Origin of the sequence: Oribacterium sp. oral taxon 102, assembly GCF_013394775.1 — a bacterium.
Lineage (GTDB): Bacteria > Bacillota > Clostridia > Lachnospirales > Lachnospiraceae > Oribacterium.
Genome location: NZ_JABXYT010000001.1, coordinates 1,821,477 through 1,833,346, shown reverse-complemented (window position 1 = coordinate 1,833,346; position 11,870 = coordinate 1,821,477). Strand labels below are relative to the sequence as shown.

8 protein-coding genes and 1 tRNA gene are annotated in these 11,870 nt (G+C 59.2%); 8 read left to right on the top strand and 1 reads right to left on the bottom strand.

Annotation, left to right across the window (positions count from 1 at the left end):
- Positions 1-81 precede the first annotated feature (81 nt).
- Complete coding sequence (locus HW273_RS08295; RefSeq protein WP_179011406.1) at positions 82-333, top strand: helix-turn-helix domain-containing protein; 252 nt, start codon at positions 82-84, stop codon at positions 331-333.
- 120 nt (positions 334-453) lie between these two features.
- Here HW273_RS08295 and HW273_RS08290 read toward each other — a convergent pair.
- Positions 454-537: transfer RNA gene (locus HW273_RS08290), tRNA-Leu, on the bottom strand.
- Positions 538-692: 155 nt separating this feature from the next.
- On the opposite strand from HW273_RS08290, the gene HW273_RS08285 reads away from it, so the two are divergent.
- The 7 genes from HW273_RS08285 to HW273_RS08255 all read left to right on the top strand — a co-directional run bounded on the left by HW273_RS08285 (position 693) and on the right by HW273_RS08255 (position 11,863).
- Positions 693-2,126 carry an extracellular solute-binding protein gene (locus HW273_RS08285; RefSeq protein WP_179011403.1) on the top strand — a complete coding sequence of 478 codons (1,434 nt, stop codon included), beginning with the start codon at positions 693-695 and terminating at the stop codon, positions 2,124-2,126.
- A gap of 21 nt (positions 2,127-2,147) precedes the next feature.
- Entirely contained in the window at positions 2,148-3,980 is a 1,833-nt protein-coding gene (locus tag HW273_RS08280; protein ID WP_179011402.1) for a sensor domain-containing diguanylate cyclase, read from the top strand.
- Between the two features lie 221 nt (positions 3,981-4,201).
- Positions 4,202-6,778: a heavy metal translocating P-type ATPase gene (locus HW273_RS08275; protein ID WP_179011400.1), complete on the top strand. Its 2,577-nt coding sequence runs from the start codon at positions 4,202-4,204 to the stop codon at positions 6,776-6,778.
- A 22-nt stretch (positions 6,779-6,800) separates the two neighbouring features.
- On the top strand, positions 6,801-7,118 hold the full coding sequence (locus tag HW273_RS08270; RefSeq protein WP_179011398.1) for a metal-sensing transcriptional repressor: 318 nt from the start codon (positions 6,801-6,803) through the stop codon (positions 7,116-7,118).
- 109 nt (positions 7,119-7,227) lie between these two features.
- Complete coding sequence (locus tag HW273_RS08265) at positions 7,228-9,690, top strand: DUF5717 family protein (protein ID WP_179011396.1); 2,463 nt, start codon at positions 7,228-7,230, stop codon at positions 9,688-9,690.
- A complete protein-coding gene (locus HW273_RS08260) occupies positions 9,687-11,081 on the top strand; it encodes a DUF5716 family protein (RefSeq protein ID WP_179011394.1) in 1,395 nt (464 codons plus the stop codon). Before HW273_RS08265 ends, HW273_RS08260 begins: the two co-directional genes overlap by 4 nt.
- Complete coding sequence (locus tag HW273_RS08255) at positions 11,081-11,863, top strand: hypothetical protein (protein WP_179011392.1); 783 nt, start codon at positions 11,081-11,083, stop codon at positions 11,861-11,863. Before HW273_RS08260 ends, HW273_RS08255 begins: the two co-directional genes overlap by 1 nt.
- The last annotated feature ends 7 nt before the right edge of the window (positions 11,864-11,870 follow it).

Here is an 11,870-nt window from a genome sequence, read left to right as displayed (position 1 = left end):
TGGCGATTCCGGTTGCTTTTCGGGAGAAAATCACATAAAATCCCAGTGTAGCGCCGCTTTTGGCGGAGGAAAGGATGAACTATGCGTTTTCGGTATCCTGTGATCGATGTGGAGAAGACAGGAAAAAGGATAGAGGAGCTTCGAAAGAAGAGAGGCTTCAAGGTGCGGGAGATTGCCGTCCTGATGGGCTTTCAGGAACCACAGGCAGTGTACAAGTGGCAGCAGGGGAAGGCGCTGCCAAGCCTGGACAATCTCTTCGCATTGAGCCGTCTCTTCGATGTCCGGATGGAGGATATTATCGTGGAGAGAACGCTCTCTGCCGAGGCTGCCTGAGATATGCCTGCTGTCCCGTCAAATGTCCGAACGCTCGTGCAAACAAGCCTGCCTCGCGTTCGTCCGCCTGACAGGGGACTTATACAGTAAAAAGCCCCATCTTCTGATGAGGCTTCATACTGCGGGAAGTGGGACTTGAACCCACACGTCCTATCGGACACAAGATCCTTAGTCTTGCCTGTCTGCCAATTCCAGCATTCCCGCGAACAGCATGTATCATAGCAAAAGCCCGGATAGCTGTCAATCCCTTTTTTGCCTGTCCCTCTGTTTTTCGGCGGGGAAGTTGCTCTTTGCTTATCCGCGCTGCATTTTCTGCCGATAATGAGTAGGGAATAGATAGGACTTTCGGGAGGACTGCAATGAGGAGAATCAGGGTGCTCGCGCTTCTTTTGCTGTCGGGGGCGCTCGTCGCCTGCGGACATGCGGGAAGGCGGGAAACAGGAACAGTGGAAAAAATCACGCTTTGGCATTATTATAAAGGAGAACAGAAGAAAAGTCTGGACGCTGCCCTGAAGCAGTACAATGAGGGGGAAGGACGGAAGCATGGCATCGAGGTCGATGCGGTCTGCTCCGGCTCTCTTTTCGATCTGGAGAATGATATCAGCGCGATCATGGAGAACCATCCGGTCAGCGGGGAGCTGCCGAATATCATTATGTGCTACAGCGGGCTGGCGAACCGGCTGGATAAACGGGGGATGCTGGAGAATCTGGCGCCCTATTTCACGGGCGCGGAGCTGGAGCGCTTCGTAGACAGCTACCTCTCGGAGGGGATGCTCTCCGGCAGCCGGAAGGACATCAAGATCCTGCCGCTTGCGAAGTCGACGGAGGTACTCTATCTCAATGAGACTGACTGGGAGCGTTTCTCGGAAGAGACGGGCGCGGAGCTCGGGAAGCTCTCGACCATGGAGGGGATCGCGGAGCTTTCGGAGCTGTATTACCGGTGGACGGATGAGAAGACGCCGGAGCCGAACGACGGCAAGGCGTTTTTCGGAAGAGATGATATTCCCAATTTCCTCTATATCAGCGGGAAACAGCTGGGCATCGATGTGCTGTCGGCGGGAGAGGGGGATCACGCCGCGATAAACTTCCCGCGGCAGCTCGCAGAGCGGCTCTGGCAGAGCTACTATATTCCCTATATCAAGGGGTATTTCGCATCCGGTGCGCGCTATCATTCCGATGATATCAAGACGGGGAATGTGCTTTGCTATGTGAGCTCCTCGGCAGGGGCGAGCTACTTCCCGAAGCGTGTCATCCTGAGCGATACCGAGCGCTACCCCATTCAATGCAGGGTTTTGGCGGCGCCGAAGCTTGCCGGCGGGATGGATTTCGCGATCCAGCAGGGCGCGGGGATGGCAGTGCTGAAGGGAAGCAAGGCGGAGGCAGCGGCGGCAGTGGAGTTCCTGAAATGGCTCTCCGGCGGGACGCAGAATATCCGCTTTGCGGTCAATGCCGGATATCTCCCGGTGGAGAAGACGGCGGCAAGCGAGGCAGAGATCCTCGCGGCAGTGCCGGAGATCCGGCTCACGGACGCGATACAGGTCGGTCTGGAGACGGTACAGGACAACGAGCTGTATACCACCCCGCCGGTGCAGAATGCCGGACGGATCCGAAAGGGCGTCGGCAGGATTCTGTCGGAGCAGGCGGAGGAGAACCGCAGGCTCCTTTCAGAACGGCTCGCTGCAGGACAGAGCATGGAGGCTGCGGAGGCGGGACTCACCGGGGAGGAGAGCTTCGAACGCTGGTACAATACCGTATCGGAGAAGCTGCAGGGACTGGCGGCATCCGAGGATTGAGCCGCTGTGTAAGGAATGGATATGAGAGAAGCGAAGGGCTACAAGAAAAAACCGATACTGCTGCTGATCATCGTGCCGCTTTTTCTGCTCCTTTTGCTGGAGGGCGCAGTTCTCATTGGGAGCTTCTACCGGCAGGGAATCGTGAAACGGCTCCGCGGGAACGCGGAGGAGATCACGGAGAGCAGGGTGCAGACGCGCAGGAACGGGCTGGAGAGCCGAATGACAGGGCAGTGGATGAATCTCGGACACGCCATGCAGAAGCTCAACGCGCGGACGGAGCGTATGCTCGCGGAGGGAAGCATCGATCTCATGACGCTGGATCAGAGCTCGGAGACGGCGAGGGACTATCTCAGCGCTGCTACGGAGGATCTGATCACGATGATGCGGGCAAACCGCGTGACCGGCGCCTTTCTGGTGTTGAATCATGAGGATCTCTCTGTCTCCATGGAAAGTGGGAACTACTGGAATAAGCCGGGGCTCTATCTTCGGGATCTCGACCCGAATGCCAGAGCCTCCGGCAGAAACGACGACATTCTGCTGGAACGCTCTCCGGCCGCCGTGGTATCGGATTACAGCATGTCCACAGACAGCGGCTGGGACAGCTGCTTCGCGTTCGGCAGCAACCAGGTTCCCTACTATGATTTTTTCTACCGTCCGATGCAGGCGGCACTGGAGAACCGGGATCGGGATTGGCAGGAGCTGGCGTACTGGAGTAAGCCCTATCGTCTGGAGGGAGAGGAACGCATCGCGATCGCCTATTCCGTACCGCTTCGGCTGGAGAGCGGTGAGGTCTACGGCGTGCTGGGAGTCGATATCCTGCTGGAGCAGCTGGGGAATTACCTCCCGTATCAGGAACTGGATCAGGATGGGGACGGCGCGTATTTTCTTTCCTTTCAGCCGGATCTCCTGAAGCCGGAGCTGGATACTGCCGTTGTCTCGGACAGCGGCGGCTGCCGTCTGGTGACAGGCTGGAAAAGCTACTTCAATCTCCCGGATGCCTATGTCTATAAGCAGGCGATCCGCATCAACAGCTCCATTTACGGAGACGGACAATGCTGGCTCGGCGCGGTGCTGCCGTGGAGAAGTCTCAATGCATTTTCCCGACGGCTGCTCTACTCGAGCGGGGTTTCCCTGCTGCTGTCGCTGCTGCTCGGCGCGTTGGGGAGCGTCGGCGTTGCTTTCTGGATACAGAAGCCGATTCTCACCATTGTACGGGGGCTTCGGAAGCAGCGGATCGATCAGGTCATCCGTCTGGAAAAGACCGGAATAGCGGAGCTGGATGAAATGACGGACACGCTGGAGGAGCTTTCTCGGAGGCTGCTCAGGGAGCGGGAGAATATCCGCTATGAGCGGGATCATGACTTCATGACCGGCCTGTATAACCGCCGCGCCTTCGACCGGGAAATGAAGATTCTGCTGGAGGAGAAGGCACGGGAGGGCGGAATCGGTGCATATATGATGATGGATCTCGATAACCTGAAGCTGATCAATGACACCTATGGACATGCGTTCGGGGATCATTATATCTGCGCCGCCTCCAAGGCAATCCGGGACGGAATCGGAAATGACGGGCTCTATTCCCGCGTTTCTGGTGACGAATTCAATGTCTTTATTTACCGGCAGGACGGGAATCGGAAGAGGGTGGAGTCTGTCATCGCACGGATGAGCGATGCGCTGTACTCTGCTTATATAGATCTTCCGGATGGGCGGCGGCAGTTCGTCCGGATCTCCGGCGGCATCAGCTGGTATCCGGAGGAGGGAACGCGGACGGAGGAGCTGGCGAAGAAGGCGGATCTTGCGATGTATGTTGTGAAGAGGGCATCGAAGGAGCATGCCCAGCGGAAGCAAAGATAAGGAAACGCTGATGAAATCGGAGAAGCTGCGTGCCAACGAACGTGAGCCATGAATAAATCAGCGTTTTCATAAGTATGGGGGCATCGCAGATTCACGGTGTCCTTTTTTGTGCCCGCTATTTGAAAAAGGCTTGACAATAGTACCCCACAGGGGTATATTGTGCATTACAAGCAAGATACCCATAAGGAGTATATAAAGCAATAAACGGAAAGGGAAAAGACATGAAACAATATGTCGTCACAGGGATGAGCTGTGCTGCCTGCCAGACGCGGGTCGAGAAGGCGGTAAGCAAGCTCCCTGGGGTAGAGAGCTGCTCGGTTTCCCTCCTGACCAATTCAATGGGGGTGAGCGGCGATGTATCGGAGCAGGAGGTCATCGCTGCGGTTGAGAACGCCGGCTACGGCGCATCCGTGAAGGGGGACGTCTCGAAGAAGGCAGGGAGCAGGATTGCCGCGGAGGAGGAAGCGCTCCGGGACAGGGAGACGCCGGTGCTGAAAAGGAGGCTGCTCTGGTCGGCGGGCTTCCTCCTGCTGCTCATGTACCTCTCGATGGGACATGGGATGCTGGGGATGCCGCTTCCTGCCGCCTTCGAAAACACAGCAGTGCTGGCAACCACGGAGCTGCTGCTTGCCATCATTGTCATGTATCTCAACAGGAGGTTCTTCACGGTGGGAACGAAGACGCTCCTCGCGGGCGCGCCGAATATGGACACGCTGGTGGCGCTCGGCTCGACAGCGAGCTTCGTCTATTCGCTCGCGGAGCTTTATCTGATCCTGCTCGCGATGGGAGAGGGGAACAGCGATATGGTGCGGCACTGCGGGCATCAGCTCTACTTTGAGACGGCGGCGATGATCCCGACACTGATCACAGTGGGGAAGCTGCTGGAGGCGGCTTCGAAGGGCAGGACGACAGATGCACTCCGGGGACTGATGCGGCTCGCGCCGAAAACGGCAGTGCTGTACCGGGACGGGAAGGAGCATACGGTTCCGATCGAGGAGGTACAGACGGGCGATCTCTTCGTGGTGCGTCCCGGAGAAAATATCCCGGTGGACGGCGTTATCGAGGAGGGGTGCGCCGCGGTGAACGAGGCAGCGCTGACCGGAGAATCCATCCCGGTAGATAAAACGGTCGGAGACAGGGTCTCTGCGGCGACGCTGAACCAGTCCGGCTATATCCGGGCACGAGCGACGAGGGTCGGAGAGGATACGACGCTTTCGCAGATCATCCGCATGGTGAGCGACGCGGCGGCGACGAAGGCACCGATCGCGCGGGTCGCGGATCGGGTTTCCGCGGTATTTGTGCCCGCGGTGATCGGGATCGCGGCAGCGACCATGCTGCTCTATCTCGTGACCGGACATCCGTTTTCCCAGGCGATCTCGCGGGCAGTGGCGATTCTCGTGATCAGCTGTCCCTGCGCGCTGGGACTTGCGACACCGGTGGCGATCATGGTCGGAAACGGTATGGGGGCAAAGAACGGTATCCTCTTCAAGACTGCTGTCTCGCTGGAGACGGCGGGGCAGCTGGAGATCGTCGCGCTGGACAAAACCGGGACGATCACGAGTGGTGCGCCGGTGGTGACGGAGGTGCTCCCTGCGGAGGGCGTCTCCCGGGAGGAGCTGCTGCATGCTGCGGCTTCTCTGGAGCTCCGCTCCGAGCATCCGCTCGCAAGGGCGGTCAGCGCCTACTGCACAGAGCAGGGGATCGTCGGAGCGGAAGTGACAGCGTTTCAGGCGCTTCCGGGGAACGGGCTCTCCGCGATATGGAACGGCGAGCAGTACCTGGCGGGCTCGGGCCGTTTCCTTGCGGAGCGAACCGCAGTTCCGGCAGAGGTGAAGAGAGAAGCGGAGCGCCTCTCGGAGGAGGGGAAGACCCCGCTCTTCTTCGCAGCGGGACAGCGGCTGCTCGGCGTAATCGCCGTTGCCGATACGCTGAAGGAGGACTCGCCGCAAGCGATCCGTGAGCTCCGGAGACAGGGCATCGAAATTGTCATGCTGACGGGAGACAATGCGCGGACTGCGGAGGCGATCGGAAGGCTCGCAGGGGTGGACCGCGTGATTGCCGGGGTGCTGCCGGACGGCAAGGAGGCGGTGATCCGGGAGCTCCGCCAGGGCGGAAGGCGGGTCGCCATGGTGGGAGACGGCATCAATGATGCACCGGCACTCACGAGGGCAGATCTCGGGATCGCAATCGGCGCGGGGGCAGATGTCGCAGTTGATGCGGCGGACATTGTCCTGATGAAGAGCCGTCTCTCCGACGTGCCGGCAGCGATCCGGCTTTCCAGAGCGACGATTCGCAATATTCATGAGAATCTGTTCTGGGCGTTTTTCTATAATGCGGTCTGCATTCCGCTGGCGGCGGGCTTTTATTCTTACCTCTTCGGCTGGAGCTGGGAGATGAATCCGATGGTCGGCGCGGCAGCGATGGCGCTCTCGAGCTTTACCGTCTGCATGAATGCGCTGCGGCTGAATCTCTTCCGGCTCTATGACAGCACGGGAGACAGGGAGCTTCGGCGCGGGAGACGGCAGCAGGATAGAAAACAATACATTGCCGGAGACGGCAGAAAAACAGAAAAAGAAAAGGAGAAGACAATGAAGAAGACAATCAAAATCGAAGGAATGATGTGCGGACACTGCGAGGCGCGGGTGAAGAAGGCGCTGGAGGCGCTGGCAGGCGTAGAAAGAGCGGAGGTAAGCCATGAGAGGGGCGAAGCTGTAGTGAGCCTTGCAGAGGAGGTTTCGGACGAGCTGCTGAAGACGGCGGTAGAGGCGCAGGACTACAAGGTGACCGGCATTGTCTGAGAGAAGTACAGGAGGTGAGCGTATGCCCGGATGCTGCACGGCGGAGGGAGCCGCAGGGAGAAAGAAGGCGGTTCCCCGGTCAGAGAAGGAGCAGAAGGAGCTGGTAACGAGACTGAACCGCATCGAAGGACAGATCCGGGGGATTCGCGGCATGATCGAGGACGGCCGCTACTGCGTCGATGTACTGGTACAGGTCAGCGCCGTACAATCCGCGCTGCAGTCCTTCGGCCGGGAGCTGCTCGGCAGCCATATCCGTTCCTGCGTGGCGGATGACATTCGAAACGGCGGGGAAGATGCCGTAGAGGAGCTGGTTATGCTCCTACAGAAAACGATGCGCTGAGGCAGGATATCGCCCCTCCTCTCCGGGAAGTCGGAGGGGGCGGGGCATTTTTAGGCTTTATTCTCGTACGAAGCTGTGCTAAAATATCTCTCTACGGAGTGAGAAAAAGATGAGAGAGAGAATAAGCAGGCTGGCGCGCGGGATCGTGGATACGGATATCCCGAAGCTTCAGATGAGCGTCAGCTCCTTTCGGGGGAGCTATGCGCCGGGGGAAAGGCATCAATTTAATACGGTACTGCGCTCTTCCAATGAGGTGCCGCTGAAGGGACTGATTTATTCCACGAATCCGAGAGTGAGGCCGGAGAAGGATGCGTTCGGAGGACTTCGGTCGAGGCTCGGCTGCGAGTGCAGCACGGAGGGACTGCAGGACGGCGATACGATAGAGGGGATGCTCATCATCGTCAGCAATGCCGGTGAGTGGCAGCTTCCCTATCTTTTTTTGATAAAGGGAAATACCGAAGAGCGGCCGGAGACAGCGGCGGAGGAAAGCGGGGAGTACCCGCGTATGCTTTCGGAGGAGCCGGAGGAAGAGAATGACAGCCGCTTCAGGGGATACCTGCAGGAGCTCGAGGGCGCCTCGGAGACGCTGCATCTCTATGAGCATCTGGTGGAGGCGATGCCGTATAACTACGCGGAGCCTCTGCCGAGAGAGGTCTATCTTTATTTCGACTATGAGCAGGCGCTTCGGGAGAGTCTCGCGCTTCCGCTCTACTGCAATATCCTTCGGGCATTTCCTGCCGAGTCCGACATTTACCAGCGCTTCGAGCGCCGGATCCGCGAGTTCTCGGTGGAGGCGCTGCTGCATGGCAGAATCGACGAGCGCTACGCGCTGCTCTATACGCGGATGCTCTTCCCGGATATGGTAGATCGCCGTATGGCGCGGGTGCTCCCGCGACTGCTTCACAGCTACCGGATCTCGGTACGGGCAGAGGGACTCCGCGCCGTCGTGCTGCGCTACCCGGAGCTTCGGGAGCCGCGGCGCTTCCCGCTGAAGGACGGAACCGCCTGTGTGCCGCTGCTCTTTCCGGATGCGGAGATTCGTTTCGAGGACTGCGACGGGAAGCTCTGGGATATTCAGCACCGGAGGGAACGGCTGCTGGAGCTTCCGGAGATTGCTGCATGTCTTGCCGCATTTCCGGAGGAGGCAGGGGAGTATCGGCTCGCTCCGGTACGGCGTATCGTACAAAGCGGCATACAGAAGCTCGGACAGCTTCGGCTGTGCGAGGCGCTGTTTTCGGAGGCGGAGATTTCGGATGCCTTCCGGCAAGAGCTCGCGGAGGCGGTGCTGCGCTACCATGCACGGATGAAGCATTCCGACCGGGAGCTGCTCTCGGAGCAGGATCGGGTCTTCCTTCGGGAGCTGCCGCCCTCCCTCCTCGGAAGAGAGGAATATGCGGAGCTGCTTCGCAGTTTGATCCGGCTTCAGGAGCTGGAACGCGCGGCAGCGCTCTACGGGGAGGGGCAGCCGCTGCATCTTGAGCGGGATCTCCTGGAGCAGCTGCTCTCCTTCCGGATTGCACGGCTCTGCGAGGACGGCGGAGCGGAAGAGCAGTCCGGTAAGCGTGCCGGGAGAGAGGCGGTCTATGGGCTCTGCCTCGCAACGTATCAGGCGTTCCGGGAGGGAAGCCGGAGGCGGGAGCTGCTGCTTTTCCTGCTAGAGCACTATAACAGCAGCTCATGGCTCATGTATGAGCTCCTGACGAAGAGCGCGGAGCGGCTCTGCGCCCTCCGGGGCGGCTGTGCCCTTTCCGCACTGCCTGCGGAGGAGAGGGATGCGGTGAATCGGCTCTCGGAGCGGCTGCTCGCACAGATGCTCTTCAGCGGGATGGAGGAGGGGATTGACGAGGTACATCGGCTCTATCAGGAGAGCGGCGGAGGAGAGCCGCTTTTGGAGAAGGCGTTCCTTACGAAGAAGGCGGCACTGTACTTCCTCAGGGAGCGGGAAACGGAGCGGAGCTTCTTTACGCTTCTGTACGGTCTGATCCACAGGGAGAATATCAAGGAGCGGCTGCCACTGATCTACCTGCTTGCGATGAGCAAATACATGTCCGCGCAGGAACGGCTTTCCGACGAGGAGAAGCTGGAGCTGCAGGAAATGATGAACGTACTGACGGAGAAGCGCCTGATCTTCGCATATACGGAACGGCTTGGGCGGTTCATTCCGCTGCCTGCTTCGGTGACGAACCGAAGCTATATCGAGTACCGGAGCGATACCGGCGAGAAGCCGGTGCTCTATGTGAAGATTCTGCCGGACGAGACGGACTTTCGGGAGGAGGAGCTCGAACGGGTATATCAGAATATCTATGTCTGCCCGCTGCTTTTGTTTGCGGGAGAGCAGGCTGTCTACAAGATCTGCCGGATCGGAGAGGAGTTTCCGGTACAGCAGGGGTCTGTGAAGTCCGTGCCGGAGCCCGTAAGCCGGACGGAGGGAGACAGCTATGCGCTGCTGAATGAGCTGTCCGGTCTTCTGGAGGCGGGAGACTGCCGGGAGCTTCGGGATAGGATGCTGCAGTATACGAGAAAGGAAGCGATGATCCGGGTGCTCTTCGCGAGGGGGGATGGAAAGCTGTGAGTCGAAATATAGGAATCTCGCTGGACGATGATTTTACAGAGCTCTGTATCGGGACAGAGGGTCAGGAGCGTACGCTCCCGACCATGCTCTGCAAAAAGAAAAACAGTGATACATGGCTTATCGGAGAGGCAGCGTACAAGGCGACGCTGGACGGCTCCGGCGTGCTGGTGGATAAGCTTCTGTCCCTGCTCCGAAAGAATGGAACTGCCACGATAGAGCATACCTGCTACAGCGGAGAGGAGCTCATGGAGCGTTTCCTCCGGACAATTCTGTCCGAGGATTGGAAAGCGGCGGAGGAATCGGCGGAGCCTGCGACGGAAAAGCCTGCGGAGCCCTCGGCGGAGAAGCGCAGCTTCCTTACGATCCTCCCGGCGGGCAGCAGCCTGTCCGAGGAGGAAGCGGAGACGGCGGAAGCGCCGAACTCGGAGAGCGGGCAGGAGCCTGCGGGAGAAGAGGGAGGAAACGAGGCCGTCGTTCTCTCGATCCGCAGGGCAGAGCAGGAGCTCTTCCGTAAGCTCGGGACGATACTGGAGCGGATCTGCGGTAAAGCGGTGCATGCCGTCGTCGTTAGCCACACAGAAGCGTATGTACATTATATCCTGCATCAGGACAAGAACCTCTACAGCCGTCTGGTTGGGATGTTCGAGCTTTCAAACCAGTGTCTCTATTACTATGAGATGCAGGTTTCCCGCGGGAGCCGCCGTTATGCAATGGCCGGTTCGGAGGCGCAGGAGGAGGCGTTCAGCCTGGACATCCTGAAAACACCCTCCGGAATTCGGATCGCGGATCGTATTCTCTCGGCACTTGCGGATCGGAACCTGCATAAGAAGTCCTTCAGCTCCATCTTCCTGAGCGGACGGGGCTTCGAGACGACAGATTTCGCGCCGGACTTCATGCGCCGGCTCTGCCGGGGACGGCGTGTCTGCATTGAGCCGCGGATCTTCGCGATCGGTGCGCTCTGCTATGCCCGTCTTTTATCGCAGGGAGAGAAGGAGGAATATACCATCCTCTGCGATACCCGCGCGAGCTGCGATGTCTCTGTCCGGGTCGTGCAGAAGGAGAGAGAGCAGAGGCTGCCGATCATCCATGCCGGAGACTGCTGGGCGAATCGTTCGATGGAGTGCGAGATGATTCTGGATCGGCAGAACTATGTGGACTTTCAGCTGAGCCCTCTGCTCGGCGGGCAGCGTCCGGCGCAGCTTCGGATGCTTCTCACGGGCTTCCCCGAGAGGGAGAACCGAACCACGCGGATCTCGCTGAATGCAGATTTTCTGGATGCCGGACGTCTTCGCGTCACGGTGAAGGATCTGGGCTTCGGGGAGCTTTTCCCGGCGAGCAGCGCCGTGGTTTCGGAGGAGATTGACCTCCGGCGGACAATGGGGGATGGGTAATGGGACTTCTGTTATGCACACCGAGAGCGGAGCAGCCCTTTTACTACGAGAAGCTCGATCGGAAGCTCTGGTCGATTCAGGAGCTCTGCTACATATTATACCGTTATCCGGTCGTGATCCCGGAGGACTTCGTCGACGCGAAGCTCTGCCAGTGGCTCTCGCAGATCGGGCTGCAGCGGCTTTCCGAGCGGCTTTTGCAGTTTTTGCAGATGGGGGAGGAGCAGGATCGGCTGATTCTCCGTATTCTTCGGGAGGGAAATTATTATACCGAGCGGGAGATTCAGGACTTCGGATTGTCGCTCCGGCGTCTTCGGGAGATCGAGCACGGCGCACGGCAGGAAATGCTTGGGGATACCTATTTCCGTATGGGAAGATACGGCAGGGCGGTAGAGGCGTACCGCAGTGCGGTCTCGGAGCGGAGGGGCGGCAGGGTGCGGGAGAAGCTGGCGGACAGTCTCGTGACGGTGATGCAGCTTCGGCGCGCGGCAGGGCTCTATGAGGATGTTTACCGCGAGAGCGGAGAGACGGAGGCACTCCGGAAGCTGTATTTTCTGGAGAAGCTGGAGCCGGCGCTTAAGGTATTCGCCCCTTACCGGGAGAGAGTCACGGCGGAGCTGCTCTCTGACTGGGAGAAGTGCTATGAAGAGGCGCTGCAGTCCGCCGGGCATTCGGAACCGGCAGAGGAGATCCGCCGGAGCTATGCACGCGGAGAGGCGGCATTCCGGGCAGATGCCGCCGGAACGCTTCGGGAATGGAAGCGCGCGTACCGGGAGAAGGTCTGAGAAGAGG

Coding starts and splice junctions, on each gene's coding strand:
- HW273_RS08265 (WP_179011396.1), top strand. CDS start 7,228: ATGAGAGAGAGAATAAGCAGGCTGGCGCGCGGGATCGTGGATACGGAT.
- HW273_RS08280 (WP_179011402.1), top strand. CDS start 2,148: ATGAGAGAAGCGAAGGGCTACAAGAAAAAACCGATACTGCTGCTGATC.
- HW273_RS08285 (WP_179011403.1), top strand. CDS start 693: ATGAGGAGAATCAGGGTGCTCGCGCTTCTTTTGCTGTCGGGGGCGCTC.
- HW273_RS08270 (WP_179011398.1), top strand. CDS start 6,801: ATGCCCGGATGCTGCACGGCGGAGGGAGCCGCAGGGAGAAAGAAGGCG.
- HW273_RS08275 (WP_179011400.1), top strand. CDS start 4,202: ATGAAACAATATGTCGTCACAGGGATGAGCTGTGCTGCCTGCCAGACG.
- HW273_RS08255 (WP_179011392.1), top strand. CDS start 11,081: ATGGGACTTCTGTTATGCACACCGAGAGCGGAGCAGCCCTTTTACTAC.
- HW273_RS08295 (WP_179011406.1), top strand. CDS start 82: ATGCGTTTTCGGTATCCTGTGATCGATGTGGAGAAGACAGGAAAAAGG.